30 protein-coding genes and 4 tRNA genes are annotated in these 26,509 nt (G+C 72.1%); 16 read left to right on the forward strand and 18 right to left on the reverse strand.

Annotated features, from left to right (window positions below):
* Positions 1-147: 147 nt before the first annotated feature.
* The 3 genes from ACYVPE_RS05015 to ACYVPE_RS05025 all read right to left on the reverse strand — a co-directional run bounded on the left by ACYVPE_RS05015 (position 148) and on the right by ACYVPE_RS05025 (position 774).
* A tRNA-Gly gene (locus ACYVPE_RS05015) sits at positions 148-220 on the reverse strand.
* Positions 221-267: 47 nt separating this feature from the next.
* Positions 268-339 (reverse strand) — tRNA-Gly (locus ACYVPE_RS05020).
* Between the two features lie 105 nt (positions 340-444).
* Positions 445-774, reverse strand: a complete 330-nt coding sequence (locus ACYVPE_RS05025; protein ID WP_132819532.1) for a histone-like nucleoid-structuring protein Lsr2 — start codon at positions 772-774, stop codon at positions 445-447.
* 276 nt (positions 775-1,050) lie between these two features.
* Here ACYVPE_RS05025 and purS point away from each other — a divergent pair, with 276 nt between their 5' ends.
* From purS to ACYVPE_RS05045, 4 genes are all read left to right on the forward strand, one after another.
* Positions 1,051-1,359: a phosphoribosylformylglycinamidine synthase subunit PurS gene (purS, locus tag ACYVPE_RS05030; protein ID WP_461032155.1), complete on the forward strand. Its 309-nt coding sequence runs from the start codon at positions 1,051-1,053 to the stop codon at positions 1,357-1,359.
* The gene (gene purQ, locus ACYVPE_RS05035) at positions 1,356-2,039 is read left to right on the forward strand and encodes a phosphoribosylformylglycinamidine synthase subunit PurQ (RefSeq protein WP_461032156.1); all 684 of its coding nucleotides are present in this window, start codon (positions 1,356-1,358) and stop codon (positions 2,037-2,039) included. Before purS ends, purQ begins: the two co-directional genes overlap by 4 nt.
* Positions 2,039-4,339 (forward strand): phosphoribosylformylglycinamidine synthase subunit PurL, encoded by a 2,301-nt coding sequence (gene purL, locus ACYVPE_RS05040; protein WP_461032157.1) that lies wholly within the window; start codon positions 2,039-2,041, stop codon positions 4,337-4,339. Before purQ ends, purL begins: the two co-directional genes overlap by 1 nt.
* A 124-nt stretch (positions 4,340-4,463) precedes the next feature.
* Positions 4,464-4,538, forward strand: a tRNA-Gly gene (locus tag ACYVPE_RS05045).
* 4 nt (positions 4,539-4,542) lie between these two features.
* Here ACYVPE_RS05045 and ACYVPE_RS05050 read toward each other — a convergent pair.
* Entirely contained in the window at positions 4,543-5,466 is a 924-nt protein-coding gene (locus ACYVPE_RS05050; protein WP_461032158.1) for an NAD-dependent epimerase/dehydratase family protein, read from the reverse strand.
* 129 nt (positions 5,467-5,595) lie between these two features.
* Here ACYVPE_RS05050 and ACYVPE_RS05055 point away from each other — a divergent pair, with 129 nt between their 5' ends.
* Together ACYVPE_RS05055 and ACYVPE_RS05060 are read left to right on the forward strand one after the other, a co-directional pair.
* Entirely contained in the window at positions 5,596-6,573 is a 978-nt protein-coding gene (locus tag ACYVPE_RS05055) for a GlxA family transcriptional regulator (protein ID WP_461032159.1), read from the forward strand.
* 11 nt (positions 6,574-6,584) lie between these two features.
* Entirely contained in the window at positions 6,585-7,364 is a 780-nt protein-coding gene (locus ACYVPE_RS05060; RefSeq protein WP_461032160.1) for a class I SAM-dependent methyltransferase, read from the forward strand.
* Between the two features lie 9 nt (positions 7,365-7,373).
* On the opposite strand, the gene ACYVPE_RS05065 is transcribed toward ACYVPE_RS05060, so the two are convergent.
* From ACYVPE_RS05065 to ACYVPE_RS05080, 4 genes are all read right to left on the reverse strand, one after another.
* The gene (locus ACYVPE_RS05065; RefSeq protein ID WP_461032161.1) at positions 7,374-7,991 is read right to left on the reverse strand and encodes a hypothetical protein; all 618 of its coding nucleotides are present in this window, start codon (positions 7,989-7,991) and stop codon (positions 7,374-7,376) included.
* Complete coding sequence (locus ACYVPE_RS05070; RefSeq protein ID WP_461032162.1) at positions 7,934-8,404, reverse strand: SigE family RNA polymerase sigma factor; 471 nt, start codon at positions 8,402-8,404, stop codon at positions 7,934-7,936. The genes ACYVPE_RS05065 and ACYVPE_RS05070 overlap by 58 nt, the downstream gene beginning before the upstream one ends.
* Positions 8,405-8,484: 80 nt before the next feature.
* Entirely contained in the window at positions 8,485-9,261 is a 777-nt protein-coding gene (locus ACYVPE_RS05075; protein WP_461032163.1) for an SDR family NAD(P)-dependent oxidoreductase, read from the reverse strand.
* Between the two features lie 50 nt (positions 9,262-9,311).
* Positions 9,312-9,965, reverse strand: a complete 654-nt coding sequence (locus ACYVPE_RS05080) for a CatB-related O-acetyltransferase (RefSeq protein WP_461032164.1) — start codon at positions 9,963-9,965, stop codon at positions 9,312-9,314.
* A 44-nt stretch (positions 9,966-10,009) separates the two neighbouring features.
* Here ACYVPE_RS05080 and ACYVPE_RS05085 point away from each other — a divergent pair, with 44 nt between their 5' ends.
* Positions 10,010-10,633 (forward strand): TetR/AcrR family transcriptional regulator, encoded by a 624-nt coding sequence (locus ACYVPE_RS05085; RefSeq protein ID WP_461032165.1) that lies wholly within the window; start codon positions 10,010-10,012, stop codon positions 10,631-10,633.
* On the opposite strand, the gene ACYVPE_RS05090 is transcribed toward ACYVPE_RS05085, so the two are convergent.
* Positions 10,620-11,033, reverse strand: a complete 414-nt coding sequence (locus tag ACYVPE_RS05090) for an ATP-binding protein (RefSeq protein ID WP_461032166.1) — start codon at positions 11,031-11,033, stop codon at positions 10,620-10,622. The genes ACYVPE_RS05085 and ACYVPE_RS05090 overlap by 14 nt on opposite strands.
* A 134-nt stretch (positions 11,034-11,167) precedes the next feature.
* Here ACYVPE_RS05090 and ACYVPE_RS05095 point away from each other — a divergent pair, with 134 nt between their 5' ends.
* From ACYVPE_RS05095 to ACYVPE_RS05105, 3 genes are read left to right on the forward strand one after another with little or no spacing between them, the layout of a single operon-like run.
* Entirely contained in the window at positions 11,168-12,061 is an 894-nt protein-coding gene (locus tag ACYVPE_RS05095; protein ID WP_461032167.1) for a helix-turn-helix domain-containing protein, read from the forward strand.
* 11 nt (positions 12,062-12,072) lie between these two features.
* Complete coding sequence (locus ACYVPE_RS05100; RefSeq protein WP_461032168.1) at positions 12,073-12,267, forward strand: DUF397 domain-containing protein; 195 nt, start codon at positions 12,073-12,075, stop codon at positions 12,265-12,267.
* 56 nt (positions 12,268-12,323) lie between these two features.
* Positions 12,324-13,247 (forward strand): hypothetical protein, encoded by a 924-nt coding sequence (locus tag ACYVPE_RS05105; protein WP_461032169.1) that lies wholly within the window; start codon positions 12,324-12,326, stop codon positions 13,245-13,247.
* A gap of 45 nt (positions 13,248-13,292) precedes the next feature.
* Here the strand turns inward: ACYVPE_RS05105 and ACYVPE_RS05110 are convergent, their stop codons facing one another.
* Together ACYVPE_RS05110 and ACYVPE_RS05115 are read right to left on the reverse strand one after the other, a co-directional pair.
* Positions 13,293-14,117, reverse strand: coding sequence for an NAD(P)H-binding protein (locus ACYVPE_RS05110; RefSeq protein ID WP_461032170.1), 825 nt, complete (start codon positions 14,115-14,117; stop codon positions 13,293-13,295).
* A 42-nt stretch (positions 14,118-14,159) separates the two neighbouring features.
* Positions 14,160-14,852 carry an NADPH-dependent F420 reductase gene (locus tag ACYVPE_RS05115; protein ID WP_461032171.1) on the reverse strand — a complete coding sequence of 231 codons (693 nt, stop codon included), beginning with the start codon at positions 14,850-14,852 and terminating at the stop codon, positions 14,160-14,162.
* A gap of 106 nt (positions 14,853-14,958) precedes the next feature.
* Here ACYVPE_RS05115 and ACYVPE_RS05120 point away from each other — a divergent pair, with 106 nt between their 5' ends.
* Complete coding sequence (locus ACYVPE_RS05120; protein ID WP_461032172.1) at positions 14,959-16,215, forward strand: MFS transporter; 1,257 nt, start codon at positions 14,959-14,961, stop codon at positions 16,213-16,215.
* Here the strand turns inward: ACYVPE_RS05120 and ACYVPE_RS05125 are convergent.
* From ACYVPE_RS05125 to ACYVPE_RS05135, 3 genes are read right to left on the reverse strand one after another with little or no spacing between them, the layout of a single operon-like run.
* Positions 16,200-16,688 carry a hypothetical protein gene (locus ACYVPE_RS05125; protein WP_461032173.1) on the reverse strand — a complete coding sequence of 163 codons (489 nt, stop codon included), beginning with the start codon at positions 16,686-16,688 and terminating at the stop codon, positions 16,200-16,202. The two genes, ACYVPE_RS05120 and ACYVPE_RS05125, sit on opposite strands and share 16 nt — an antisense overlap.
* Before the next feature lie 34 nt (positions 16,689-16,722).
* Positions 16,723-17,211 (reverse strand): YbhB/YbcL family Raf kinase inhibitor-like protein, encoded by a 489-nt coding sequence (locus tag ACYVPE_RS05130; RefSeq protein ID WP_461032174.1) that lies wholly within the window; start codon positions 17,209-17,211, stop codon positions 16,723-16,725.
* Between the two features lie 52 nt (positions 17,212-17,263).
* The gene (locus ACYVPE_RS05135) at positions 17,264-17,764 is read right to left on the reverse strand and encodes a PH domain-containing protein (RefSeq protein ID WP_461032175.1); all 501 of its coding nucleotides are present in this window, start codon (positions 17,762-17,764) and stop codon (positions 17,264-17,266) included.
* A gap of 143 nt (positions 17,765-17,907) precedes the next feature.
* Between ACYVPE_RS05135 and ACYVPE_RS05140 the strand changes: the two genes are divergently transcribed.
* From ACYVPE_RS05140 to purM, 3 genes are all read left to right on the forward strand, one after another.
* On the forward strand, positions 17,908-18,657 hold the full coding sequence (locus tag ACYVPE_RS05140; protein ID WP_461032176.1) for a sterol carrier family protein: 750 nt from the start codon (positions 17,908-17,910) through the stop codon (positions 18,655-18,657).
* A 102-nt stretch (positions 18,658-18,759) separates the two neighbouring features.
* On the forward strand, positions 18,760-20,325 hold the full coding sequence (purF, locus tag ACYVPE_RS05145; RefSeq protein WP_461032177.1) for an amidophosphoribosyltransferase: 1,566 nt from the start codon (positions 18,760-18,762) through the stop codon (positions 20,323-20,325).
* 71 nt (positions 20,326-20,396) lie between these two features.
* Positions 20,397-21,473 (forward strand): phosphoribosylformylglycinamidine cyclo-ligase, encoded by a 1,077-nt coding sequence (gene purM, locus ACYVPE_RS05150; protein ID WP_461032178.1) that lies wholly within the window; start codon positions 20,397-20,399, stop codon positions 21,471-21,473.
* A gap of 153 nt (positions 21,474-21,626) precedes the next feature.
* On the opposite strand, the gene ACYVPE_RS05155 is transcribed toward purM, so the two are convergent.
* Positions 21,627-21,908 carry a DUF3073 domain-containing protein gene (locus tag ACYVPE_RS05155; RefSeq protein WP_461032179.1) on the reverse strand — a complete coding sequence of 94 codons (282 nt, stop codon included), beginning with the start codon at positions 21,906-21,908 and terminating at the stop codon, positions 21,627-21,629.
* Positions 21,909-22,171: 263 nt separating this feature from the next.
* Positions 22,172-23,308 (reverse strand): Glu/Leu/Phe/Val family dehydrogenase, encoded by a 1,137-nt coding sequence (locus ACYVPE_RS05160; protein ID WP_461032180.1) that lies wholly within the window; start codon positions 23,306-23,308, stop codon positions 22,172-22,174.
* Between the two features lie 184 nt (positions 23,309-23,492).
* Here ACYVPE_RS05160 and ACYVPE_RS05165 point away from each other — a divergent pair, with 184 nt between their 5' ends.
* Complete coding sequence (locus tag ACYVPE_RS05165; protein ID WP_461032181.1) at positions 23,493-24,338, forward strand: hypothetical protein; 846 nt, start codon at positions 23,493-23,495, stop codon at positions 24,336-24,338.
* Between the two features lie 406 nt (positions 24,339-24,744).
* The gene (bldC, locus tag ACYVPE_RS05170) at positions 24,745-24,951 is read left to right on the forward strand and encodes a developmental transcriptional regulator BldC (RefSeq protein ID WP_132819558.1); all 207 of its coding nucleotides are present in this window, start codon (positions 24,745-24,747) and stop codon (positions 24,949-24,951) included.
* 460 nt (positions 24,952-25,411) lie between these two features.
* Here bldC and ACYVPE_RS05175 read toward each other — a convergent pair.
* Together ACYVPE_RS05175 and ACYVPE_RS05180 are read right to left on the reverse strand one after the other, a co-directional pair.
* Positions 25,412-25,486: transfer RNA gene (locus tag ACYVPE_RS05175), tRNA-Asp, on the reverse strand.
* Positions 25,487-25,565: 79 nt separating this feature from the next.
* A partial coding sequence (locus tag ACYVPE_RS05180) for a DUF3418 domain-containing protein (RefSeq protein WP_461032182.1) occupies positions 25,566-26,509 on the reverse strand: 944 nt, incomplete at its 5' end.

Below are 26,509 nucleotides of genomic sequence, written 5' to 3' on the forward strand. Positions count from 1 at the left end.
GCCGACCCACCCCGCCGGTACTGCCGGACGTCAGCAGTTCCGCCTGACAAATGTCAGGTCGGAACCGGCCGCACACCCGACGAAAGTAAGGAGACCCAAGGAAACGTAACGAAGGGCCCGGTCTCGGAAGACCGGGCCCTTCACACGAGCGGACGACGAGATTCGAACTCGCGACCCTCACCTTGGCAAGGTGATGCTCTACCAACTGAGCCACGTCCGCATGTGCCCACCACTGTACCCCATCCAGAGGACAGGTCCAGCGGTCAGAGCGGGTGACAGGAATCGCACACTGCGCCTCCCCCTTGGAAAGGGGGTGTTCTGCTACTGAACTACACCCGCGCGACCTGGGGTTGAGAGCCTCTCGGGCTCCGCTCCCTGCGGCGCGCTCCAGACTCTAGCCGACCACCCCGGGTTCATGGCAAGTCGGCTCAATGGCCCGACGACTCAATGCCCTGAAGAGTGGGCCTCGTTGAACGCGTCGTACACCTTCCGCGGGATCCGGCCGCGGGCTGGGACGTCGAAGCCGTTGGAGTCCGCCCAGGCCCGCACCGTCTTGGGGTCGGGGGCCACGGCGGTGTGGTGGAAGGCTTTGCCGGACTTCGCGCGCTTACGTCCGGCTTCCACATACGGGGCGAGCGTGGTCCGCAGCTTCTCCGCGTTGTCGGTGCTGAGGTCGATCTCGTAGCTCTTCCCGTCGAGGCCGAAGGCAATCGTTTCGGACGCTTCGCCGCCGTCGATGTCGTCGGCGAGTGTGACCACTACACGCTGTGCCACGAATATCGGTCCTTTCGGGAGCGGCGGCCCGGCCCGGTGCCGCCCGCTCTCCCACTAGATCGCGAGCGAGGGTTCTTTAATTTGTACTGGATCGGCGTGCTAATGCGAAGAGGGCGAATTCGGCATCGCGTCATGATCGCATCTCATGCCGCACGGGGACCCTACGTTTTCCTTCAGGTTTCCCGGAAGGGTTTCCGGGCTCGATACCTTAACGTGACCGAAGCGCACCTATCTACCCGGGTAGATTTCCCCGCCCGGTAGGCTGAGCGATGCGTCATGCACACCATCACCGCACCATCACCGGGAGTACCAGTGGCTCGCGTCGTAGTCGACGTCATGCTCAAGCCGGAGATCCTCGACCCCCAGGGCCAGGCGGTTCAGCGGGCCCTGCCGCGCCTCGGATTCGAGGGCGTGGCCGACGTCCGCCAGGGCAAGCGCTTCGAGCTCGAGCTGGCCGGGCCGGTCGACGAGGCGGCCCTGGAGCGGGTCCGTGAGATGGCCCGCACGTTTCTCGCCAACACCGTGATCGAGGACTTCCACGTCCGGGTGGCGGAGGAAGTCGCCGAAGAGGGTGTCGGCCGGTGACAACTCGTGTAGGAGTCGTCACATTTCCCGGCTCTCTCGACGACCGTGACGCGGCCCGCGCGGTAAAGCTCGCAGGTGCCGAGCCGGTCGCGCTCTGGCACGGCGACAAAGACCTGCACCAGGTGGACGCCGTGATCCTCCCGGGCGGTTTCTCCTATGGCGACTATCTTCGCTGCGGCGCGATCGCACGATTCTCACCCGTGATGGAAACGCTCGTCGAGCAGGCCAGGGCGGGGCTGCCCGTGCTCGGCATCTGCAACGGTTTCCAGGTGCTGTGCGAATCGCATCTGCTGCCCGGTGCGCTGACCCGCAATGATCATCTGCACTTCATCTGCCGCGACCAGCGGCTCCGCGTGGAGAACGCCGACACCGCCTGGACCGCCGATTTCGCCGCCGGCCAGGAGATCACCGTCCCGCTGAAGAACGGCGAGGGCGGCTACGTCGCCGACGAGCGCACCCTGGACGAGCTGGAGGCCGAGGGCCGGGTGGTCTTCCGCTACCTGGACGTCAACCCCAACGGCTCCCGCCGCGACATCGCCGGGATCACCAACGCCGCCGGCAACGTCGTCGGCCTGATGCCCCACCCCGAGCACGCGGTCGAGGCCCTCACCGGCCCCACCACGGACGGCCTGGGGTTCTTCACCTCGGTCACCTCGGTCCTGAAGAAGCTGGTCGCCTGATGTCTCCGACTTCCCACGCCCGCCCGGGGCTCGACACCGTCAAGCACGCCGCCGAGACCCCGGACACCGCGCTGCCCTGGGCCGAACTCGGCCTCAAGCAGGACGAGTACGAGCGGATCACACAGATCCTCGGCCGCCGCCCGACCGGCGCCGAGCTCGCCATGTACTCGGTGATGTGGTCCGAGCACTGCTCCTACAAGTCGAGCAAGGTGCACCTGCGGCAGTTCGGCGACAAGGCCCCGGCGAGCGACGCGCTGCTGGTCGGCATCGGCGAGAACGCCGGCGTCGTCGACGTCGGCCAGGGCTACGCCGTCACCTTCAAGGTCGAGTCGCACAACCACCCGTCCTACATCGAGCCCTACCAGGGCGCGGCCACCGGCGTCGGCGGCATCGTCCGCGACATCCTCGCCATGGGCGCCCGCCCCGTCGCCGTGATGGACCCGCTGCGGTTCGGCGCCGCCGACCACCCCGACACCCACCGGGTGCTGCCTGGCGTGGTCGCCGGCATCGGCGGCTACGGCAACTGCCTCGGCCTGCCCAACATCGGCGGCGAGGTCGTCTTCGACCCCTGCTACCAGGGCAACCCGCTGGTCAACGCGCTGTGCGTGGGCGTGATGCGGCACGAGGACATCCACCTCGCCAAGGCCACGGGCCCCGGCAACCGGGTCATCCTCTACGGCGCCCGCACCGGCGGCGACGGCATCGGCGGCGTCTCCGTGCTCGCCTCCGAGACCTTCGACGCTGCGGGCAACAGCGCCTCCGGCGCGGGTGGCAAGCCCGCCAAGCGCCCCGCCGTCCAGGTCGGCGACCCGTTCCAGGAGAAGCTGCTCATCGAGTGCACCCTGGAGATCTTCGCCGAGGGCCTGGTCGCCGGCATCCAGGACCTGGGCGGCGCCGGCCTGTCCTGTGCCACCTCGGAGCTGGCCTCGGCCGGCTCGGGCGGCATGCGGATCGACCTCGACGCCGTCCCGCTGCGCGACGCCTCGCTCTCCCCAGAGGAGATCCTGATGAGCGAGTCGCAGGAGCGGATGTGCGCGGTCGTCACGCCGGAGAACGAGGCGCGCTTCCTGGAGATCTGCGCCAAGTGGGACGTGATCGCCACCGTCATCGGCGAGGTCACCGAGGGCGACCGGCTGGAGATCTTCTGGCGCGGCGAGCAGATCGTGGACGTGCCGCCGCGCACCGTCGCCCACGAGGGCCCGGTCTACCAGCGCCCCTTCGCCCGCCCCGACTGGCAGGACGCGCTCCAGGCGGACGACGCGGGCGCGCTGCCCCGGCCGGGGTCGGCCGACGAGCTGCGTGACCAGGTGCTGCGGCTGGTGGGCTCGCCGAACCAGGCCGACAAGTCCTGGATCACCGACCAGTACGACCGCTACGTGCTCGGCAACACCGTCCTGGCCCAGCCGGAGGACGGCGGCATGATCCGGATCGACGAGGACACCAACCTCGGCGTCGCGATCGCCACCGACGGCAACGGCAGGTACGCCAAGCTCGACCCGTACGCGGGCGCGCAGCTCGCCCTGGTCGAGGCGTACCGCAACGTGGCCGCCACCGGCGCCCGGCCGCTGGCCGTGACCGACTGCCTCAACTTCGGCTCGCCCGAGGACCCGGCCGTGATGTGGCAGTTCGCCGAGGCCACCCGCGGCCTGGCCGACGCCTGCCAGACCCTGGGCACCCCGGTCACCGGCGGCAACGTCTCGCTCTACAACCAGACCGGCGAGACCGCCATCCACCCCACCCCGGTGGTCGGTGTGCTCGGCGTGATCGACGACGTCACCCGCCGCACGCCGATGGCGTTCACCGAGCCGGGACAGCTGATCTACCTGCTCGGCGACACGGCCGAGGAGTTCGGCGGCTCGGCCTGGTCGCAGGTGGTGCACGACCACCTCGGCGGCCGGCCGCCGCGCGTCGACCTGGCGGCGGAGCGGCTGCTCGCCGAGATCCTGGTCTCCGCCTCCAGGGACGGCATGATCGACGCCGCCCACGACCTCTCGGACGGCGGGCTGATCCAGGCCGTCACCGAGTCCTGCCTGCGCGGCGGGCTCGGCGCCCGGTTGGTCGTGCCCGACGGCCTCGACCCGTTCACCTTCCTGTTCTCCGAGTCCACCGCGCGCGCCGTGGTGGCGGTGCCGCGCAGCGAGGAGACGCGGTTCACCGACATGTGCGTGGCCCGCTCCCAGCCGGTCACCAGGATCGGCGTGCTCGACGGGGACGCGATCGAGCTCCAGGGCCAGTTCGCCGTCCCGCTTGCCGAGCTCCGCGAGGCCGGCGAGCGCACCCTGCGGGCGCTGTTCGCCTGACGTCCTTCGGCGGGCCGGGCGCGACAAGCCCGGCCCGCCGCTCGTTTTGGTGAACTCTCCATGATCGGCTAGAGTCTGAGGCACGAGGTCGGAGGGCAGGCCAAAAGGCCCAACTCCCCACCGTGCGGGTGTAGTTCAGTAGTAGAACACCCCCTTTCCAAGGGGGAGGCGCAGTGTGCGATCCCTGTCACCCGCTCCAGAGCTCAACCCTTCAGGCCAGCAGCCTCACGCAACACGTCGTCGAGGGGGCTGGCCTTTGTGCCGAACACCCGCTCGATCCGTGACGAGTCGAGGGTGAACGGCCGGTGCGACAGGTGCGCCGTCTCCTCCAGCTCACCCCAGAGCGGATCCGTGAGGGCGAGCGTCGCCAGCTCCCGGTCGCTCATCGTCGCCAGCCGGGGCTCCGGCGCCCCCGCCAACGCGGCCAGCCGGCCGGCCACCTCCCGCAGCGAGGCGTTGATCGCCGGCGCGTGCCACGGCCGCCCCCACGAGCGGTCGTCCCGCGCCACCGCCACCAGGGCCCTGGCCACGTCGTCGGTCGCCGCGTAGCCGTGCGGCGTGTCCACCTCCTGGGGAGTGAGGGCCAGCCGCCCGGCCAGCACCTGCGGCTGCACCGTCAGCGCGAACACCGACAACACCCCGGCGCCCAGGAACTGACCGGCCCGCACCTCCGTCGCCCGCACCCGCCCCGCCGCGTGCGCCTCGGCCGCCTCCTCCCACATGCGGGCGCGCACCCGCCCCTTGGGGCCGGTCGCGGCGAGCGGCAGCTCCTCGGTGAGGGGCCCGTCCACCGGGCCGTAGCCGTAGACGTTGCCGAGCATCACATAACCGGCCCCGCTCCGCTCGGCCGCCGCGAGGATCGCCCGGTAGAGCGGCGGGACCGTGGCCGGCCAGGTGTGGTACGGCGTGATCGCGCAGTTGAGGACGGTGTCCGCGCCCTCGGCGAGGCGGGCGAGCCGGTCCGCCTCGGCCGGGTCGCCGGCGTCGAGCGCGATCCGCTCGACCAGCGGGTGCTCGGGGCCGCCGCCGCTCCTGGTGACGATCCGCACCCGCTCGCCGTCGTCCGCGAACAGCCGCGCCGCGGTCCTGGCCGCGGCACCGGCTCCCACGATGACCCGCAGAGCCATGCTTCCTCCTGATGGTCCCGCGCCCTCACGGCCGGGAACATCGGGTCCCCGGCGGGCGCTGTCCCACTGTGCGGGCCGCGACATCGCGTCGGCAGGGCCCCGATCGCCGAGCCTCCGGAGGATCTGGCCATGCGACGGATCGCCTTCCTCGCCGTGCCACCCGTCTTCGCGTACGACCTGTCCATCACCCAGATGCTGCTCGGCGCGGCCGAGCTGGCGGACGGCCCGGCGTACCGCGTCACGACGCACACCGCCCACCCCGGCCGGGTGGCGGCCGTGGGCGGCCCCGACCTGCTCGTTCCCGACGGCCTTGCCGGGTTGCGCGAGCTGGGCGAGGCCGACACGGTCGTCGTGGTCGGCGGCGGCGCCCGGGAGGACGTCGCCCCGGCGGTGCTCGACGCGGTGCGGCGGTCCGCCGACGCGGGCCGGCGGGTCGCCGCCATCTGCACCGGCACCTTCGTGCTGGGCCACGCCGGCCTGCTCGACGGGCGGCGCGCGACCACCCACTGGGGGCTCACGGAACAGCTCGCGCGCCGCTTTCCCGCCGCGACCGTGGAGCGGGACGCGCTCCACGTCGTGGACGGCCCGATCGTGACCTCCGCCGGGGCGGGCGCCGCCATCGAACTGTGCCTCCACCTCATCAGGACCGACCACGGCTCGGCGGTGGCCGCCGCGGCCGGCCGGCTCGCGGTCGTCGGCCCGCCGCGCCCCGGCGACCAGCCGCAGATCGTCGAGACGCCGCTGCCCCGGGTCACGGACCGCTCGCTCGCCGACACCCGCGCCTGGGCGCTGCGCCGCCTCGACCGCCCGCTCGCCCTGGCCGACCTGGCCGCCCACGCCGGCGTCAGCACCCGCACCCTCATCCGCCGCTTCCACGCCGAGACCGGCCTCAGCCCGCTGCGCTGGCTGCTCCACCAACGCGTCGACCGGGCACGGCAGCTGCTGGAGACCACCGAGCTGCCGATGGACCGCGTCGCCCACCACAGCGGCCTCGGCTCCGCCGACTCGCTCCGGCAGCATCTGGTGCGGGCGCTCGGCCTCACCCCCAGCGCGTACCGCGCCGCCGCGGCGAAAACCCGGGTGACGGCGGCGGGCGGAGCACCCTAACCTGCCGCCCCATGACCGATCACCAGGACCACCAGGACCGTCCGGATCACGTGGCACGGAACCGTCACTACTGGGACGAGGTGGCCGCCGGCTACCACGGCCCGCTGGCCCGCGCCCAGTGGGCGCGGACCGAACCGCACTGGGGCCTGTGGGCCACGCCCGAGTCAGAGGCCCGGTTACTGCCGCCCGACCTGCCCGGCACCCGGGTCGTCGAGCTCGGCTGCGGCACCGCCTACGTCTCCGCCTGGCTGGCCAGGGCCGGCGCGCACCCGGTCGGGATCGACGTCTCCGAGTCCCAACTGGCCACCGCCCGCGCCATGCAGGCCGAGTTCGGCCTCGACTTCCCCCTCGTCCTGGGCAGCGCCGAGGACGTCCCCTACCCGGACGGCTCGTTCGACCTCGCCATCAGCGAGTTCGGCGCCTCCCTCTGGTGCGACCCGGACCGCTGGATCCCCGAGGCCGCCCGCCTGCTGCGCCCCGGCGGCCGGCTGGTCTTCTCGCGGTACGCGCCGCTGTACGCCCTCACCGTCTCGCCGGCCGGCAGCGCCACGACCACCCTGCACCACCCGCACTTCGGCGGCCTCGGCCGCATCGACCGGGGCGAGCGCGTCGAGTTCGTCCCCTCCCACGGCGAGACGCTGCGGACGCTGCGGGCCGCCGGCTTCGTCGTCGAGGACCTGATCGAGATCCAGGCCCCGAACCCGGCGCACCGGGAGTTCGACGAGGTGTCCTCCGAGTGGGCGCACCGCTGGCCGAGCGAGGAGATCTGGCAGGCGACACTGGCCGGGTGACGCCGGCCGTCAGTCGCCGGATACCGACTCCACGTCCTCCACGGTCGTGGTGTGGTCGGCGACCAGGTCGCCGTCCGCGTCGTAGGCGTTGAGCGACATCTCCCCCGACAGTTCCAGGTCGGTGGTGTCGAGGTAGAACGTGCCCCAGTCGGGATCGCCCGGCAGCACGTACAGGTCGGCCTCGTACTCGGCGTCCCCGGTGTCCAGGACGATGCGCGTGATGCGGTCGTCGCTGCGGTACAGGCCGTCGAAGAGGTAACGGGCTTCCGCGCTGAGCACGTTGAGCCCGATGTCGATGCCGTCGAGCAGCGGGAGGACGTCCTCGTGCGCCGTGACGATCCGCAGGTTCTCCTCGAAGGTGTCGGGATGGGAGAGCACGTAGCGGCCGCCCCCGGGCACCAGTGCCAGGACGCGCTCCTCGTCGACCTCGACGGGCTCGTACGGCTGCACCACCCGGGCCCACCCCCCGTCGGCCGGGAAGATCGGTGGCGCGGGGTCGTCGGGCCCCGGCAGGACGATGACGGCGGCCGTCGCCACCACGACGGTGGCGGCGACGGCGCCGCCGATCGTCAGGCGGCGACGGAGGCGCCCACGCAGCGCGCGCCCCGCGCGCATCGCCTCGTCCACCGGCACCACCTCGGTGCCCGGGAGCCGTCGGCGCGCAGCCGCGCCAGCCCGCGCGCGGTGTGGCTGCGTACCGTCCCGACGCCCGTGCCGAGCAGCCGGGCGACCTCGCGCTCGCCGAGGTCCTCCGCGTAACGCAGCACCACCGCCGCGCGCTGGCGCGCCGGAAGGCGGAGCAGGGCCTGCGTCAGCGCGTCGCGGTCGGCGATCTGGTCCGCGCGGTCCCTGGCCTGGCGGTCAGGGACCAGCGTGGTGAGCCACTCGCGGACCCGCTGCCTGCGCAGCGGCTCGCCGTTGGTGTTGATGAGCATCCGCCACACGTACGACGCGTCGGTGTCGTCCGCCCGCCGCACCCGGTCCCATTTCGCGTAGACCTTGGCGAACGTGGCCTGGACCACGTCCTCGTGGCCGTTCACATCCGATCCCGCCCTTCCCCGTGGCCCGTCGGCCTCAGCCGCTGTCATCCTTCAGATGCGGGACGGGGCGGGAAGCTATGTCAGCGCAGCGTGATCACGTTCCCGGTGACGAGGTGGGCCTCGGCCGAGACCAGGAACGCGATCGTCCGCGCCACCTCCGCCGGGTCCGCGACGTGGAAGTGGGTGGCGCTGGCCGCCACGAAGGCGCGGACCTCGTCGGTGATCCAGCCGGTGTCGGTCACCGGCGGGTGCACCACGTTGGCGGTGATGCCGAGCTCGGCCAACTCGGCGGCGGCGGACAGCGTGTAGTGGGTCTGGGCGGCCTTGGCCGCGCCGTACGACACCTCGCCGGGGAAGCCGAGCTCGCCGCCGCCCGACGTCAGCCCCACGATCCGCCCCCAGCGCGCGCCGCGCGCCCGGTGCCGGCCGGCCAGCTCGCCGATCAGCAGCGCCGGCGCCCGGGTGTCCACGGCGAACTGCCGCTGCCACGTGTCGGCCGTGACCGGCCGGAGCTCCCGCCCGAACCGGTCCTTCGGCTCGGGGGTGAAGGTGTCCTGGATCCAGCCCGACGCGTTGTTGACGAGGATGTCGACCGGCCCGAGCTCCGCCTCGGCGGCGTCGAAGATCGCGGCCGGCGCTTCGGGGTCGGTGAGGTCCGCCTCGAACTCGGCCGCCAGGCCGCCGGCCCCGCGGATCTCCTCGACCACCGCCTCGCCGTCACCGGTCCCCTCCACCCGGAGGTAGCTCACCAGCACGGCGGCTCCCCGCGCCGCCAACTCGCGCGCCGTCGCCGCGCCGATCCCGTGGTTGGCGCCCGTCACGATCGCCACGTGCCCGTTCAGTGTTCGCTCTGGCATGCGGCCGTTCCTAACAGACGACGGAGCGTCACCGCACGGGGTTTACGTCGTCAGCGGCGCGGGAGTTCGGCCGCCGCGCTCTCCAACTCGTCGATGCCGCCGGCCATGATCGTGCGGACGTGCCGGGTGAGGTGCGGGAGCGGCCAGTCCCACCAGGCCACGGCCAGCAGCCGCTCGACGTCCGCGTCGTCGTACCGGCGGCGGATGAGGCGGGCCGGGTTGCCGCCGACGATCCCGTAGTCGGGGACGTCGTCGACGACGACGGAGCCGGCGGCGACGATCGCCCCGTGCCCGACGCGCACGCCGGGCATCACCGTCGACCGGTAGCCGAGCCAGACGTCGTGCCCGAGCACGGTGTCCCCGCGGCCGCCCAGGCCGGTGATGAGGTCGAAGTGCTCGGACCAGGAACCGCCCATGATCGGGAACGGGAACGTGGACGGGCCGTCCATCCGGTGGTTGGCGCCGTTCATGAGGAACCGCACGCCCTCGCCCAGCGCGCAGAACCTCCCGATGACCAGCTTCTCCGGGCCGTAGTGGTACAGCACGTTCCGGGTCTCGAAGGCGGTCGGGTCGTCGGGGTCGTCGTAGTAGGAGAACTCGCCGACCTCGATCAGCGGCGAGGTGACCAGCGGCTTCAGCAGCACCACGCGCGGCTGCTCGGGCATCGGGTGCAGCACGGTCGGGTCGGCGGGAACGGGGGGCATGGGCTACTCCATTACTGCGACAGGTGACGCGTTAAGATGGTGGCATGCCGCCGTCCCCCGAGCAACCGGAATCGCCCCCGACCCGCCGCCGCCCCGGCGGCCGCACCGCCCGGATCCGCCGGCAGGTGCTCGACGCGCTCCTCGCGGAACTGGGCGAACGCGGCTACGGCGGGCTCACCATGGAGACGGTCGCCGCCCGCTCCGGCGTGCACCGCGCCACCGTGTACCGGCGCTGGGGCGACGTCGGCGGCCTGCTCGCCGACTTCCTCGACGCGGCGGGCGACGACGACTGGCAACCGCCGGACACCGGCTCGCTGGCAGGCGACCTGGCGGCGCTGAACCAGGAGAGCCAGGACGCGTTGACGGCGGACCCGCCGATCGTGGCGGCGCTGATCGCCGCGTCGTTCCGCTCCGAGCAGGCCGCCGACGCCCAACGGCGGCTCTGGGAGGACCGGTACACCCGCTGCGAGATCATCGTCACGCGGGCCGTCCAACGCGGCGAACTCCCCCCACGGACCGACGCCCGCCGGCTGCTGATCGCCGCGACCGCGCCGCTCTACCACCAGCTGGTGCTGCTCGGCACCCCCGCCGACCCGCGCCTGCCGGGCGACGCGGCCAGGGCAGCCGCCCTCGCGGCGGCGGCCGGCGCGTTCGTCAGCGACGGCTGACCGGCGGAGAACCAAGCTCGAACCAGACCGACTTCCCGAACGGCCGCCGCGATCCGTGCAGTTCACACCCCCACCGTGAGCTGAGCTCCTGGAGCAGCAGCAGCCCCCGCCCACCCTCCCCGTACACGTCGCCCCCTGCCGGCGCGCCGACCAGCCGCCGGCTGTTGTCGAACACCCCGACGCGCACCCGCCCCGGCTGGAGCGTGGTGGTCAGCGCGACATGCGGTGAGGAGGTGTGCTGGTACGCGTTGGTCACCACCTCGGAGACCAGCAGCCGGACCGTCTCCACCTCGACCGGACACGGACTCCGCGCCAACAACCACGCGACATGGTCCCGCGCGAGCCGAGCGACATCCGCCGTGTTGGGCGCGACGAACCGGTACGAACGAACCTCAGGCATCTGCATGGGGGATATAAATACATGTGATTTTGGTGGGCGTGCAACGGATGGTGCAGAGTTCATCCCTGTGGGTGACCGCGCTGGTCTCGGTGGGGCTGTCCGGGCACACTGGCGCTCACTGAGTAGGAGGGTGCATGGGACTTCGCGTCAACCCGAGTCAGCGACAACGACGTTTGGGCGCTGAACTGCGGCGGCTCCGGATTGAGAGCGGGCTGACGGCAACCAGCGCCGGATCGTTCGTCGCTGTCGGTCCTGCACACATGAACCACATCGAGTCGGGGCGGACCGCTATCGCTGTGCCGAAGCTCAGGGCTCTAGTCGAGCTCTATGGTTGCAAAGATGACTCGGTCGTCGAAGCGCTGGCGGGTATGAGCCAGTCGAACGGGCGCGGCTGGTGGTCCGAGTTCAAGCATCCACCGCACAACGACGCGGCCCGGGACCTGGCGGAGCTGGAGTCGATGTCGGTGCGGCACCGTAACTTCCAATGGGTACAGATGCCGGGGCTGTTGCAGACAGCCGAGTTCATGCGGGCCCTGTTCGCCACCGGACGGCCGGAACAAACAGCTGAGATGTTGGAGAGCTTCGTTGCGTTCCGCCTGCGCCGGCAGCGGATTCTCACCGATCCGAAACCCCCGGAGTTTCACGCGGTGATCCACGAAGCGGCGTTCCGGATGGAGTTCGTCGGTCGGGAGGTGATGCGGCGCCAGGTCGAGCACCTGGTCGAGATGGCGGAGCTGCCACACGTCCGGATCCAGGTACTGCCGTTCCGTGCCGAGTCGTACCCACCTGGATTCAACAGCGCCTTCGTCTGCCACGATGCGATCGTGCCGGAGCTCAGCACCGTGTACGTGGAACATCCGGCGGCCTCGCCGTTCGTCATCGACCAGGACAACTTGGCCGAGTTCTCGGATGCCTTCGACAAGCTGAGCGCCGTAGCCTTGCCCCCGATCGATGCCAACGCGCCGTCAAGGACGGTCGTTCGACGCGATTCCCTCGGGTGGCTCCAACGGCTGCTGTATGACCTGTGAAGAGGAAGATCATGTCTCTCCCCTCGTGGCAGAAGTCCAGTTTCAGCGGTAACGACGGCAACAAGGACTGCCTGGAACTGGGCTCCCCGGCCGGGCAGGCCGCCGCCCTCCGGCTCCGGGAGAGCGACGACCCGGGGACCGTCCTCACCACCACCCCGGCTCGCCTCGCGGCTCTGCTGACCGCCGTCAAGCGGGGCCGAGCGTAGCGCCGAGTTATCCACAGGCCCACCATGCGGCGCGGCGTTCGCGCGAGACTCGGCCTATGACTGTCAGTGACGACATCCTGCGCCGCGTCCACGCACAAGCCGCCCGGCAGGACTGGGTCATGACCACCGCTCAGCTGCGTGGGGCCGGCGTTGAGCGCCGCGTGCTGCGGCGCATGGTGCGCTCCGGGCGGTGGGTGCCGCTGGCCCGGGGGAGTTGCTGGGTGGGGCCGGCCTCCCGGGCGCCCTCGCTGCGGGCTCGGGTGCGGGGCGTGCTCCTCGGCTGCAATCAGCAGGTCGTGGCCTGCGGTCCCACGGCCGCGCGGCTGCTCGGCCTGCATGGCCTACCTCGGGACGACGGCGTGCTGCACCTGGCGGCGCCCCTCGGCCACGAGGTGCGCGGCCGGGCCGGTGTCCAGATCCACCGGAGCCAGGTGCCGCACCAGGCCCGCACGGACCTGCGTGGCCTGCGCCTGACCACCCCGGCGCGCACCTGCGCCGACCTGCTGCTCGGCCTCGGGCGGGAGGAGGCGGTCAGCGTGCTGGACTCCGCCCTGCACCGCGGGTTGCTCACCTCACCACAGGAGGTCGCGCCGCACCTTCCTCGCCGCGCGGGAGCCCGCCGGGCCCGCCTGTGGCTCCCGCTGGCGAACGGCCTGTCGGAGAGCCCGCTGGAGACCAGGATCCGACTGCTCTGCCTGGACGGAGGGCTGCCCCCGCCCCTCCTCCAGTGGCGGGTATGGGACCCGGCCCATGGCCGTCACTACCGCCTTGACCTGGGCTGGCCCAGCCAGCTGGTCGGCGTGGAGGCTGACGGCAAGGGGCCGCATGGCACTCCCCAGGCCCTGCACCGCGACCGGTTCCGCCAGAACCGCCTGGCGACCCTCCTCCCGGGGCTGACCCTTCTCCGCTTCACCTGGGCCGACACCTACCGCCCGGAGACAGCCATCCTCGCCCCGCTCCGCCGAGCCCTCCAACTGTGACGTTAGGCCCACCAACCGGGCAGGAAAACGGGCCTAACGTCACGGTCAACGAAAAGCCGCCGCGTTCTCCTCGGCCCACTGGCGGAAGGTGCGGCCGGGGTGGCCGGTGAGTCGGGGGACGGTGTCGTGGACGGCCGTCAGCGCCGGGTTCAGGTCGCCGCCGGTCACGTCCAGCAGCGCGCTGGCGGGCTCGTCGCCGAGGGATGCCGCCATCTCCGCGTGCGCGGTCTCGCGGGAGACGGGCTCCCAGCGGGCCTCGCGGCCCAGCACCTCCCCGAGTGTCTCGACCTGCTCCCTGGCCGTGACGAGCGCCGGGCCGGTGAGGGCGTAGGCGTGGCCCCGGTGGTGGGCCGGGTCCAGGAGGGCCGCGGCGGCCATGGTGGCGATGTCGGCGGGGTGGATGGTGGGGAGGGCGGCCTCCGGGAAGGGGAGGCGGAGGGCCTTACCCGCCTGGAGGGCGGGTGCCCACCACAGCGCGTTGGACGCGAACTGCGTCGGGCGCAGGATCGTCCAGGCCAGGCCGCTCTCCCGCAGGGCCCGCTCCGTCGCCGCATTGGCGGCCGCCGGCCCCAGGTGGGGGTGGGTCAGCACGGTGATCGACGACACCAGCACCACGTGCTCGACGCCCGCCTCCCGCGCCGCCGCCAACACCTCCGCCTCCGCGCCCATGCCCGCCGGCAGGAAGAGCGAACGCACGCCGGCCAGCGCGGACTTCAGCGAGTCGGGCCGCGTCAGGTCGCCGACGACCATGTCGCCGCCGGCCCGGGCCGGGTCCCTGGTGAGGGCCAGGAGCGGGCCGGCGCCCGCCTCGCGCAGCCGGTGCACGAGGGGGCGCCCGATATTGCCGGTCGCGCCGGCCACAAGGATCATGCGGCCGACGCTAAAACCTCAACCAGCGTTGAAGTCAATCGGCTACCGCTGCGCGGCCGCCACCGCGCCCCGCACCTTCTCGGAGGGCGCCACCGTGCCCGGGTCCGTCGCCAGGCCCTCGAGGCCGACGCTCGGGTCGGCCATATAGGGGGCTCCGTAGGCGGGGGTGCCAGGCTCGAACCGCCAGCTGTCGGCCAGCGAGCCGACGTCGACCGCGTCCCACCCGAGGGCGTCGAGCAGTTCGGCCGCCGCCTTCTTCGCCGCCGCGTCGTCCCCGGCGATCGGCAGCGCGCCGCGCTCCGTGGAGCCGGAGGGGCGGGCGTAGTCCAGCAGGTGCCCGAAGAAGATGTTGTTGAACACCTTCACCACCTTCGCGCCCGCCAGGTGCCGCTGCACCAGCTCGCTGCTGGTGGCGTCGCCCGCGTCCAGCTCGGGGAACTGGCCGTCCCGCGTCGGGTAGTAGTTCAGCGTCTCCAGCACCACCTTGCCGGCCAGCGGCTCCACCGGCAGCTGCCGGTACGCCTTGAGCGGGATCGAGACCACCACGATGTCCCCGTCCCGCGCCGCCTCCTCCGTGGTGCCGGCCCGCGCGTGGTCGCCGAGCTCGGATACGAGGCCGGTCAGCGTCTCGGGGCCGCGCGAGTTGCTGACCACCACGTCGAGCCCGGCCGCCACCGCCAACCGCGCCACGGTGCCGCCGATGTTCCCGCTGCCGATGAGTCCCAGTGTCGTCATGCCGGGCACAACACCGGGAACCGCCCAGGCGTTCCCCGCACTGGGCAAGGCGGGTGACGGGAAATAATTGGAGGCGCCCCTGGGGCGCCCGGCCTATCCTCACCCAGTGCCCGAATCGACGCAGGAAGACCGGCAACCCCTCTGGCGGAACCGGAACTTCGGGGTCTTCTGGGCCGCGCAGACGCTCTCCGTCGTCGGCGACTCGTTCGCGCTGATCGCGCTGCCGCTCCTCGTCCTGCACGCCACCGGGTCGGTGGCCCAGATGGGCCTGCTGACCGCCGTCGCCGGGGTGGCCTCGCTCGTGGCGGGGATCTTCGCCGGCGTGGTCGCCGACCGGTTCGACCGGCGCCGGCTGCTGATCGGCTGCGATCTCGCCCGCATGGGCCTGTACGCGCTGATCCCGATCGCGTGGGCGTTCGGGCCCACCGTCTGGCTGCTCTACGTCGTGCTGCCGCTCGCCTCGGCCGTCGGCATGCTGTTCATGGTCACCTACGTGACCGTCGTCCGCGGCCTGGTCCCCACCGAGCGCCTCACCGAGGCCAACGGCCGGCTCAACGCGACGGCCGCCGCGGCCGGCGTCCTCGGGCCGCTCTGCGCGGGCATCGTGGCGGCCCGCTTCGGCCCGGCCGCCGCCGTCGGGGTGGACGCGGCGAGCTTCGCGGCGTCGGCGCTCTGCCTGAGCGTGGTGCGGTTCGCCGCCAGCCCGGAGACCGGGACAACCGGGGAAGGGGAGCCGCGCCGGCTCTGGGCCGACCTGTTCGCCGGCGTCGCCTTCCTCCGCCGACACCCGGTGCTGCGGGCGCTCACCGTGCTGCTGACGCTCTTCAGCTTCCTCCAACTCGGCCTCAACGACCTGGTGATCTACCACCTCAAGCACGACCTGGGCGAGGGCGACTCCACTGTCGGCACCGTCTTCGGGATCGGCGCCGCCGGCACCATCACCGGCGCGCTGCTGGTGGCCGCCGTGCGCCGCAGGTTCGGCTTCGGGCCGACCTGGATCGGCACCGTCGTCCTCGCCGGCGTGGCCGTCACCGGCATGGGCCTCGCCGACACGGTGAGCGGGGTCGCCGTCTGCGTCGCGCTGTTCCTCGGCTCGCTCAGCGTCGCCGGCACCTGCTCGATGTCGCTGCGCCAGGAGGTCACCCCCGAGCACCTGTTGGGCCGGGTGACCTCCGCGTTCTGGACGCTGCACTACTCGGCGGCCCCGATCGGCGCGGCCGTGCTCACCTGGACCGCGCAGCACCGCGGCACCACGCCGGTGGCGCTGGCCGCCGGCGTCGGCTTCCTGCTCATCGCGACGATCGCCCTCTTCACCCCGGTCCGCCTGCCGCGGCCCGAGCGGCTGCGCTACGCCGACTCGTAGCGGGTGCCGAGGTCCGGGCGGTCGACGCCCTTGAGCTCGGTGACCAGGTGGTGGGTCTCGGCCAGGTCGTGCAGGATCCCGCGGGTGCGGTCGACCGGCAGGCCGGCCGTGCGGGCGATCTCCGGCGCGTAGGTGCCCTCCCCGCCGTGCCGGGACTCGGCGACCTCCAGGGCCGCGAAGACCCGGGCGTGCTCGGACCCGTAGGGCGGGCGCCCGCGGCCGCGGAACGACCGCCCGGGCCCTGGCGGCGGCAGCGGGATCCGGGAGGTGCGGCGGCGCTCGTCGCGCTCCTCCGCCAGCTCGCGCTGCTTGCCCCGGTGCGGCACCGCCGGCTCGGCGTCCGCCTGCGGGGTGCCGCGCTGCTTGGAGGCGCCGGTGGTCGCCTTGCGGGCACTCGGCAGCTCGCCGAGCAGCCGCGCCTCGCGCGCCGCCCGCCGCCGCTGGACCTCGTTGCCCTCCATCTTCTTGCTCATCTCGTCCGTCACCACCTCACCGCTGGTAGAGACCTCACCGCTGGTAGAGCCCGGTCAGCGTGGACTCGGCGAGCCGCTCGTCGTCCAGCGCCCGGTGCACCTCGACCGCCGAGGCGTGGTCGGGCAGCGGGACGTGGAACGGCATCGCGTACAGCCGGAAGCGGTACCGGTGCGCCGCGTCACCGACCGGCGGGCTCGGGCCGTCCCAGCCGTGGTCGCCCATCGTGTTGGCGTGCGCCCGGCCGCCGGCCGGCAGATCGCCCTCCGCCACCCCGCGGGAGCCGGCGTCGATGCCCGTCACCAGCCAGTGCACGAACGTGCCGGACGGCGCGTCCGGGTCCTCGCAGAGCAGCGCGAGCTCCTGGGTGCCAGGCGGCGGCCTGGTCCAGTTCAGCGGTGGCGAGACGTTGCCCCCACCCGCCGTGAACCGGGGCGGGATCGGCGTCCGGTCCTCGAACGCGGGGCTGCGCAGGTGCAGCCCGTCCTGGGCCGGGTTCTCGTACGTGTCTTCCATTCCAGTCATGCGCCCGGGGTACCCGGGATCGACCGATGCATTCGGGCCGCGAGGGCCGGAATCACTCCCGCTCGGCGAGCCCGTCGATCGCCTGGTGGATGTGCTGCTTCAGCGTCTCGGGTTCCGGCACGTGCCGGAACACCATCAGCCCCTGCTCGGACGCGGACTGCACCCGGACCGTGCCGTAGCGCCAGATCCGCTCCCACAGCGAGGCCGAGAACGACACGTCGTTGACCCGGCTCAGCGGGATGCTGGTGCCGGCCTTGGAGAGGAACCCGGAGCGCTTGTGCAGCCGCCTGCTGGTCAGGAAGTACAGGGTGGCGCGCCACTGGAGCAACGGGACCAGCCAGCGCCAGACGGCCAGCACCACGGCCAGCCCGACCACCACCCAGGAGGCGGTGCGCCCCCAGTCCTCGTCGGTGGGCAGCACCCACACCACGGCGCCGGCGGCCACCACGATGACGAGCAACTGGACGAACTCGCTGATCAGCGTCGTCCAGTGCTGCCTCGTCTCGTAGATCAGCACCTCGTCTTCGGCCAGGAAAGGGTCCGCTATCGCCATGGCCCGATCCTGGCACGCGAGCCCCGGCCGGGTCGCCGGGGGATGCCCAGTTGATATGGCCTTGTCATCTTGACAGGACGAACAGGACGAAGAAGGCGCCGGTCACGAGACGGTTCGCGGCCGCCCGACGTAGGCTCCGTCATATGACCGGTGCCGTCCGGCGCAAGCCCCGCGCCTATCACCCCGATCGGGTCCGCGACGCGCTGCTCGCGCAGGTGGAGTTGCTGCGGTCGGCCGTGCAGCAGCTGACGACCGAACGACAGTTGGAGTTGGCCGGGTTGCTCGGCCATCTGGCCCGGCAGATCGACGCGTTGCCCAAGCTGCTGGCCGAGCCGGCGCCGCGGGCCGCCCGCCCCCAGGTGGACGTCACCGACTGGGTCGCCGCCACCGTGCACGAGGAGCGGGACACCGCGGACGCCGCCGTGATCAGCGCGGCCGCCCTGGAGATGGAGGCCGTGGTGGACATGGGCGTCCGCGAGGACGTGCTGATCCCGCACCACCTGGGCGCCATGCGGGCGGTCGACTTCACGGTCACCCGCATCGTGGAGCTGACCCTGCACAGCGACGACCTGACCCGGGCCACCGGGCGTCCGGTGCGGCTCGACCGGGGCGCGCTCGCCATCACCACCCGGGTGCTGACCGACGCGCTCGCCGCGAGGGCCCCCGGCTCCTCCACCGAGGTCAGGATCCCGCCATTCGCCGCCGTCCAGTGCCTGGCGGGGCCGCGGCACACCCGCGGCACCCCGCCCAACGTGGTCGAGACCGACCCGGTGACCTGGCTGCGGCTGGCCACCGGCCGGGTCGGCTGGGCCGCGGCCCTGGAGAGCGGCCGGCTGCGGGCCGGCGGCGAGCGGGCCGGGGCGCTGGCCGAGCAACTGCCCGTGCTCGGGTGATCGCAGCGTGTCGGTCATCCCGCCAGGTCCGCGTTCCGTATGGGGCATGTCTCACAATCCCGGGGTTCTCGCGCTCCGGGGATCCTGGCCTAGACTCGACGTGTGCGTGGTGATGGACGACTCAGCCACGACCTTGACCCCGGAGAGCGAGGCCCGAGGGACGCGTGTGGCGTCTTCGGTGTCTGGGCTCCGGGCGAGGAGGTCGCCAAGCTCACCTTCTTCGGCCTTTACGCATTGCAGCACCGCGGGCAGGAGTCCGCGGGCATCGCGGTGAGCGACGGCTCCAAGATCCTGGTCTTCAAGGACATGGGGCTCGTCTCCCAGGTCTTCGACGAGACCTCTCTCAGCTCACTCCCGGGCCATATCGCCGTGGGCCACACCCGGTACTCGACCACCGGGGCCCCGACCTGGGAGAACGCCCAGCCGACGTTCCGTGCCACCGGGCACGGCTCGATCGCGCTCGGTCATAACGGCAATCTGGTCAACACCGCCGAGCTCGCCGAACTGGTCGCCGAGCTGCCGGGTGACCGCGGGCCGCGGCACCGTGTCGCGGTGACCAACGACACCGACCTGGTCACCGTGCTGCTCGCCGGGCAGCGGGCCGAGGACGGTACGCCGCTGACCGTCGAGGAGGCGGCGCCGCTGGTGCTGCCGAAGGTCAGGGGCGCCTACAGCTTCGTCTTCATGGACGAGGGCACCCTCTACGCCGCCCGCGACCCGCAGGGCTTCAGGCCGCTGGTGCTCGGCCGCCTCGAGCGCGGCTGGGTGGTCGCCTCCGAGACGGCGGCGCTCGACATCGTGGGCGCCTCGGTGGTCCGCGAGATCGAGCCCGGCGAGCTGATCGCGGTCGACGAGAACGGGCTCCGCTCTTCACGCTTCGCGGATGCGAAGCCGCGCGGCTGCGTCTTCGAATACGTGTACCTGGCCAGGCCGGACACCGACATCGCCGGCCGGAACGTCTACCTCTCCCGGGTCGAGATGGGCCGCCGGCTGGCGGCCGAGGCCCCGGCCGACGCCGATCTGGTGATATCGACCCCGGAGTCCGGCACCCCGGCGGCCATCGGCTACGCCGAGGCCAGCGGCATCCCCTACGGCTCAGGACTGGTCAAGAACTCCTACGTGGGCCGCACCTTCATCCAGCCGAGCCAGACCATCAGACAGCTGGGCATCCGGCTGAAGCTGAACCCGCTGAAGGAGGTCATCCGCGGCAAGCGGCTGGTCGTCGTCGACGACTCGATCGTCCGCGGCAACACCCAGCGGGCCCTGGTCAGGATGTTGCGCGAGGCCGGCGCCGCCGAGGTGCACGTCCGGATCAGCTCGCCGCCGATCAAGTGGCCGTGCTTCTTCGGCATCGACTTCGCGACCCGCGCCGAGCTGATCGCCAACGGTCTCTCGGTCGAGGAGATCGGCACCTCGCTCGGCGCCGACTCGCTGGCCTACATCTCGCTCGACGCGATGGTCGAGGCCACCACCATCGCCAAGCCCGACCTGTGCCGGGCCTGCTTCGACGGCGAGTACCCGATGGAGCTGCCCGACCCGGCGCTGCTCGGCAAGGACGTGCTGGAGCAGTCGCCCGAGGCCGAGCGCGAGCGGGCGGAGCGGGCGCGCCTCACGCTCCCCCTGCTGGCGGCGGGCCCCGGCGCGTCCGACGCCCTGCGCCGCCCGTGAGCGGGCCGTCCGTGTCCGGGGCGGGCCACGCCCCGGAACACTCCCAGAACACCGCAGATCAGAGAGAACCGATGACAGAGAACGCGTCCGGTGTCAGCTACGCGGCGGCGGGGGTCGACATCGAGGCCGGTGAGACGGCCGTCGAGCTGATGCGCACCTGGGTGGCCAAGGCCCAGCGCCCCGAGAGCGTGGGCGCCATCGGCGGCTTCGCCGGCCTCTTCGACGCCTCGGCGCTCCGCGGCTACCGGCGCCCGCTGCTGGCCTCGGCGACCGACGGCGTCGGCACCAAGGTCGCGGTCGCCCAGCGGATGGACGTGCACGACACGATCGGCCGCGACCTGGTCGCCATGGTCGTGGACGACCTGGTCGTCTGCGGCGCCGAGCCGCTGTTCATGACCGACTACGTCTGCGTCGGCAAGGTGTACCCGGAGCGGGTCGCCGCCATCGTCAAGGGCATCGCCGAGGGCTGCGCGCTGGCCGGCTGCGCCCTGGTCGGCGGCGAGACCGCCGAGCACCCCGGGCTGCTCGGGCCGGAGGAGTACGACCTGGCGGGCGCCGGCACCGGCGTCGTCGAGGCGGACGCGCTGCTGGGCGCCGATCGCATCCGTTCGGGCGACGCGGTGATCGCGCTCGGCTCGTCCGGCCTTCACTCCAACGGGTACTCGCTGGTCCGGCACGTGTTCTTCGACCTGGCCGGCTGGTCCATCGAGCGGCACGTCCCCGAGTTCGGCCGGACGCTCGGCGAGGAGCTGCTCGAGCCGACCCGGATCTACTCGCTGGACTGCCTGGCCCTGGTCCGCGCCGCCGAGGTGCACGCGTTCGCGCACATCACGGGCGGTGGCCTGGCCGGCAACGTGGCCCGGGTGATGCCGGACGGGCTGACGGCCGTGATCGACCGCGCCAGTTGGGCGCCCGCGCCGGTGTTCGACGTGGTCGGCGCGGCCGGCCGGGTGGCGCGGGCCGAGCTGGAGCGCACGCTCAACATGGGCGTCGGGATGGTGGCCGTGGTGGCGCCGGGATCCGTCGACGCGGCCCTGGCCGAGCTCGCGGCGCGGGGGGTGCCGGCCTGGGTGGCCGGCGAGGTCGGGGTCGGAGAGGACGGCGGCGAGGCCGTCACGCTCACCGGGGACTACGCGCGGTCATCATGACCTGGCAGGGCCACCGCGAGGGGGCGCACGACACAACTGAGCCCGGTCCGGCGAAACCGGACCGGGGTGGGGAGGTCGTGCTCCCGGGTGGCTCAGTCGGCTCGGAGAGCCGGGCGGAGGCCGGTCGGGCGACCGGCTGGCCGGAGGCGCTGGTCAGGCGCCGCGGCGTTTGGAGTTGGAGTGACCGTTGGTGGACGGCTCGTCGCCGTCCTCCTCGTCATCCTCGTCGTTGTACATCTCCGCGTAGCGTGTGTACAGGTCGTCGTCCAGCTCTTCGTCGTCCTCGACCTGCTCGCCGTTCGTCGGCGCCTGGTCAGGCTTTGATGCACCCGCACCCAGCTCTTCGGCCAGACGGGAAAGATCCGTCCGGCCGCCGTTGTACTTCAGCTGGCGGGCGACCTTCGTCTGCTTGGCCTTGGCCCGGCCGCGCCCCATTGGCTCGACCCCCTCAACGACGGGACCCTGCGGCCCCGGAGTGTTGACATCCGTTCATGATTGAGAGCGGGCCCTCGGACGAGCGCCCGATCCATCGGCCTTCAACCGTACCTGCTTCCGCGGGCCTACGGTACGTCGTCCGCAGGACCCGGGCCGCCCGATCGTCGACCGCTGACCCGCTCTTTGCTGGTCAGCCGCGATTTTACCTTCTTTCTCGACACGCCCCGCATGAGGGGGGTGACATGTCTTACGCAAATGGCCGATCAGTGGTTCGCGGCGTGGGCCATTCGGTGCTCCGCGAGGCGGTCGGCCGCCACAGCAGGGGGGACGCCCTCGGCGCCGGCCCGTTCGAAGATCTCCAGGGTGGTCTCGAAGATCAACGCGGCCTTTGCCTTCGCACGTGCGAAGTCGAAACCGTGGAGCTCGTCGGCGACCTGGATCACGCCGCCGGAGTTCACCACGTAGTCGGGCGCGTAGAGGACGCCGCGGTCGGTGAGCTCCTGGGCGGCGCCCGGATGGTCGAGTTGGTTGTTGGCGGCGCCGCAGACGATGCCCGCGGTGAGCAGCGGCACCGTCAGGTCGTTGAGCGCGCCGCCCAGGGCGCAGGGGGCGTAGATGTCAAGCCCGGGGGTCCGGATCAGGGCATCGGCGTCCGGCGCGGCGGTCACCCGCCCGGGGTGGGTGTCGAGCACCCGGGCGACGGCGGCCGGGGCGACGTCGGTGACGACCACCCGGGCGCCGGCCTCGACGAGGTGGTCGACCAGGAGGTGGCCGACCTTGCCCACGCCGGCGACGCCGACGGTGCGGTCGGCCAGGTCGGGGGAGCCCCAGCGGTGCTGGGCGGCGGCGCGCATGCCCTGGAAGACGCCGAAGGCGGTGAGCACGGAGGAGTCGCCGGCGCCGCCCTGTTCGGGCGAGCGGCCGGTGGTCCAGCGGCACGCGCGGGAGATCACGTCCATGTCCTCGACGTAGGTGCCGACGTCGCAGGCGGTGACGTAGCGGCCGGCGAGCGAGGCCACGAAGCGGCCGTAGGCGAGCAGCAGTTCCTCGGACTTGAGGTGGGCCGGGTCGCCGATGATCACGGCCTTGCCGCCGCCGTGCGGGAGGCCGGCGAGGGCGTTCTTGTAGCTCATGCCGCGGGACAGGTTGAGGGCGTCGCGGACGGCCGCCTCCTCCGGGCTCGGGGAGCCGGCGTAGGCGTGGAAGCGGGTGCCGCCCAGGGCGGGGCCGAGCGCGGTGGAGTGGACGGCGATCACGGCCCGGAGGCCTGTGGGCCGGTCCTGGCAGAGCAGGACCTGCTCGTGGCCGCCCCGCTCCGAGGCGAAGAGGATGTCGAGGGCGCTGGTGGCGCCGGGCGTTGCGCTGCTGTCGACGCTGACAGCGGGACGTACGTCGGTCACGGTGGTGACTCCTGCGTATCGCGGTGTGAGCGCCCGGTGCGGCCGCCGGTGGATCGGGCGGGCGCGAGGGGGCGCGCTTGTTGTTCGATGGGATGAGACTACGACCGCCGTCGGGTGCCGGGTACCGGGGTCATCCGGGGACTGACACGATCGGGGGAGCGACGTCGAGACGGTGGGAGGCAGTGTGCCCAAGGTGCCCTATGCGGCGTATCTCCGGGTCTACGAGCCGCTCGCGGCCTTCCCTGAGCCCGAGCGGTCGCACTGGGCCGGCTACGCGCGGCGCGAGCGGCTGCCCACCGCCCAGGACGAGCTGCGGGACGCGCTGACCGGCCTGGTGGCGCGGCCTGTGCGGGTGGCCCCGGCGGCGGAGAGCGCGGACGCGTTCGTGACCACGGTCGACGGGGTGGTCTGCGTCTGCCCGTGGCGTACCAGGCTGCGCTCGTGGCAGGCGCTCGGCGAGGTGGGGCACTGGCTGATGCCGCAGCCCGTGGTGGACCTCGCGCTGCCGCCCGGGGTGCGGCAGCGGGCGGCGGACGAGTACGACCGGTGGCGGGAGCGCAATCCGGACGCCAGGCCGTGGATCAGGTCGGCGCTGTGGCACGTGCCGGTGCGATGGTTCGCGCTCTTCGCGGACGACGAGCGGATCTTCCGGAAGGCCGGGGACGGCCCGGAGGCCACCGGGGACGCCCCGACGCTGCGCTACCGGACGCCGATGGTGGAGGCGCGGCGGCGGGTGGCCCGCGGGCTGCGGGCGGTCAGGGAGGCGATGCCGGAGGGGCCGCTGGTCGACGCGCTGACGGACGTCGGCCGCTGGCTCGAGGAGTTCCACCCCCGGTCACTTGTCGAACTGGACTACGGCGGATTGATCTATACGATCTCCGAAGACCAGTTGGCGGCTGACCGCTCGGTGGCGGAGGTCGCCGAGGGGCTTGCCGCGCTCGCGGCGGGTGACGTCGAGCGGGCCACCAGCCTGTACGAGGAGCTCACCGACCGTTGGATGACGATCCGCGAGCGCCAGTTCGCCAACTGATCCGCTCCTTAGGTGGGGCGAAAGCCCCAAGCGTGATGGAAGGCACTGTAAGGAACTCTTGCCTTCAAGTAGTCTCCTCGTGTCAAAATAGGACAACGGGCTCGGTGGGGCTCCGTCCTGGGTGGCGATCGACGGTCAGCCGTCGCGGGGTGACTGATCGTAGAGATCAGGTAACTGTCCGCTATGGCATGTTCCAGTCGGCTTCCGCCAAGGTTGAACACCTGAGAGGGCAATTCCATCGGTTTGGCCGACCCGGCTGGACGGATGGTGTAGTTGTAGTGCCGAGGACAAGCCGTTCGTCCTATAACCGACTCGACCCGCGCCTGTCATTTCGGGCAACGTGGGTCAAGGTGCAGAATTTAGAGGAAAGAACCGTGATGGTTCGGTTCTCCCGAGGAGGCCGCTCATGACCGCTCGCACCCCTGATGCCGAGCCGCTGCTGACCCCGGCTGAGGTTGCCTCGATGTTCCGCGTGGACCCGAAAACGGTCACACGCTGGGCAAAGGCGGGCAAGCTCACGTCTATCCGCACGCTCGGTGGGCACCGCCGCTACCGCGAAGCGGAGGTGCGCGCACTGCTGGCGGGCATCCCGCAGCAGCGGGGCGAGGCCTGAGCAAACAACAGCACGACCCAGGCTTCGGGGCCCCCACCCCGGCCGCTTGGCCACAGATCGCGCCGGACTCCGCCGAGTCCGGCGCGATTTGCATGTCCACACGAGGGCAGCACGAGCACCCCGCGGGGGCCTTCACGGGGCCGTGCAATTGCACATATTAAATTGGCGGGTTTCTCTACGGGGTCAACCGAGCTCAGCGAGCGATCAAGTTCCGTGACTCCCGTCACATGCCCTGTCTCTTGCCCGGTGCGATGATCTTGCGGTAATGCGGCCCCCGCCGCACCGCATCGCGCGTAGCTGTCTCCTACCCCCTCGAGCGGCTCTCCCCACCTCCCCCTGGTACTGCGCTTCCCCCTTGCCCCCTGCTTACCCCGCTCACGGCACACGGAAAAGCCCGGATCCCCTCTGGGGGATCCGGGCTTCCGGCTTTCTACCAACTACTGCGGTCTACCAACTACTGCGGTCCTGACGGGATTTGAACCCGCGGCCTCCACCTTGACAGGGTGGCGAGCACTCCAAACTGCTCCACAGGACCTCGTCGCGAGCGCGACTCTACCCCAGATGGCGGGCGCGTAGCGAATCGCTTCCCGCGCCCCGCACCACCTCGTTCCGGGTCAGGGCGCCAGGGCGTCGATCGCCTTCACGATGCGCTTGTCGGAGATCGGATACGCCGTGCCGAGCGCGTGCGCGAAGTAGCTGACCCGCAGCTCCTCGATCATCCAGGGGATCTCGGCCGCCCCGGCCGGCACGGGACGGCCGGGCGGGAACTGCTCGAGCAGCCAGGCGTACTCGTCCCGCATCTCCCGCACCTTGGCCATCCTGGCCCGGTCACGCTCGGCGTGCTGCGGCAACTGCTGCAACCGCCGGTCCACGGCCGTCAGATAGCGCAGCAGGTCCGGCAGCCGGCGCGCGCCGTGCCGGGTCACGAAGCCGGCCGGCACCAGGCCGGCCAGCTGCTCGCGGACGTCCGCCAGCGACTCGGCGAGCACCGGGCTGGTGATCGACCGCAGCCGCCGCTCACAGGTGCCCCAGGCGAGCAGCACCTCGCGCACCCGGCCGAGGATCCGCAGCGTCAGGTCTGTGATGTCCGCCCGCACCGCGTCGAAGAGCTTCCCGAACCCCTCCTCGTCCCACGCGGGGCCGCCGTGCGCCGCGACCAGCTGGTCGGCCGCCGCGCTCACGCAGTCGGCCAGCAGCGCCGGCACCCCGCCGTGCGGGGAGCTGGCCAGCGCCAGCTTCGCCGCGTTGTCCAGCTGACGCTGCGCGAACTTGGCCGGATCCGACGGGAGGTTGAGCAGGATCAGCCGCCTGGTGCCGCGCGCCATCGCCGCGCGCTGCTCCTCCGCGCTGTCGAAGAGCCGCACCGCGACCGAGGAACCCTCGTCCACCAGCGCCGGATACGCCTTCACCGGCTGACCGCCGCGCCGCGTCTCGAAGACCCGGTCCAGGGTGCCGATGCTCCACGAGGTCAGCCCTGTGCGGGGTCCGCTGCGCGACTCGGCCGCGCCCTCGGCGGCCTCACCGGCGCGGGCCGGGCCGGCAGCGCCGGCGCCAAGTC

Source organism: Streptomyces mayteni, from assembly GCF_054783955.1.

Coding starts and splice junctions, on each gene's coding strand:
- ACYVPE_RS05105 (WP_461032169.1), top strand. CDS start 12,324: ATGACTGTCAGTGACGACATCCTGCGCCGCGTCCACGCACAAGCCGCC.
- ACYVPE_RS05125 (WP_461032173.1), bottom strand. CDS start 16,688: ATGAGCAAGAAGATGGAGGGCAACGAGGTCCAGCGGCGGCGGGCGGCG.
- ACYVPE_RS05090 (WP_461032166.1), bottom strand. CDS start 11,033: ATGCCTGAGGTTCGTTCGTACCGGTTCGTCGCGCCCAACACGGCGGAT.
- ACYVPE_RS05095 (WP_461032167.1), top strand. CDS start 11,168: ATGGGACTTCGCGTCAACCCGAGTCAGCGACAACGACGTTTGGGCGCT.
- purM (WP_461032178.1), top strand. CDS start 20,397: ATGACAGAGAACGCGTCCGGTGTCAGCTACGCGGCGGCGGGGGTCGAC.
- ACYVPE_RS05110 (WP_461032170.1), bottom strand. CDS start 14,117: ATGATCCTTGTGGCCGGCGCGACCGGCAATATCGGGCGCCCCCTCGTG.
- ACYVPE_RS05055 (WP_461032159.1), top strand. CDS start 5,596: ATGCGACGGATCGCCTTCCTCGCCGTGCCACCCGTCTTCGCGTACGAC.
- ACYVPE_RS05085 (WP_461032165.1), top strand. CDS start 10,010: ATGCCGCCGTCCCCCGAGCAACCGGAATCGCCCCCGACCCGCCGCCGC.
- ACYVPE_RS05075 (WP_461032163.1), bottom strand. CDS start 9,261: ATGCCAGAGCGAACACTGAACGGGCACGTGGCGATCGTGACGGGCGCC.
- purL (WP_461032157.1), top strand. CDS start 2,039: ATGTCTCCGACTTCCCACGCCCGCCCGGGGCTCGACACCGTCAAGCAC.
- ACYVPE_RS05140 (WP_461032176.1), top strand. CDS start 17,908: ATGACCGGTGCCGTCCGGCGCAAGCCCCGCGCCTATCACCCCGATCGG.
- ACYVPE_RS05135 (WP_461032175.1), bottom strand. CDS start 17,764: ATGGCGATAGCGGACCCTTTCCTGGCCGAAGACGAGGTGCTGATCTAC.
- purS (WP_461032155.1), top strand. CDS start 1,051: ATGCACACCATCACCGCACCATCACCGGGAGTACCAGTGGCTCGCGTC.
- ACYVPE_RS05060 (WP_461032160.1), top strand. CDS start 6,585: ATGACCGATCACCAGGACCACCAGGACCGTCCGGATCACGTGGCACGG.
- ACYVPE_RS05050 (WP_461032158.1), bottom strand. CDS start 5,466: ATGGCTCTGCGGGTCATCGTGGGAGCCGGTGCCGCGGCCAGGACCGCG.
- ACYVPE_RS05115 (WP_461032171.1), bottom strand. CDS start 14,852: ATGACGACACTGGGACTCATCGGCAGCGGGAACATCGGCGGCACCGTG.
- ACYVPE_RS05130 (WP_461032174.1), bottom strand. CDS start 17,211: ATGACTGGAATGGAAGACACGTACGAGAACCCGGCCCAGGACGGGCTG.
- bldC (WP_132819558.1), top strand. CDS start 24,745: ATGACCGCTCGCACCCCTGATGCCGAGCCGCTGCTGACCCCGGCTGAG.
- ACYVPE_RS05100 (WP_461032168.1), top strand. CDS start 12,073: ATGTCTCTCCCCTCGTGGCAGAAGTCCAGTTTCAGCGGTAACGACGGC.
- ACYVPE_RS05080 (WP_461032164.1), bottom strand. CDS start 9,965: ATGCCCCCCGTTCCCGCCGACCCGACCGTGCTGCACCCGATGCCCGAG.
- ACYVPE_RS05155 (WP_461032179.1), bottom strand. CDS start 21,908: ATGGGGCGCGGCCGGGCCAAGGCCAAGCAGACGAAGGTCGCCCGCCAG.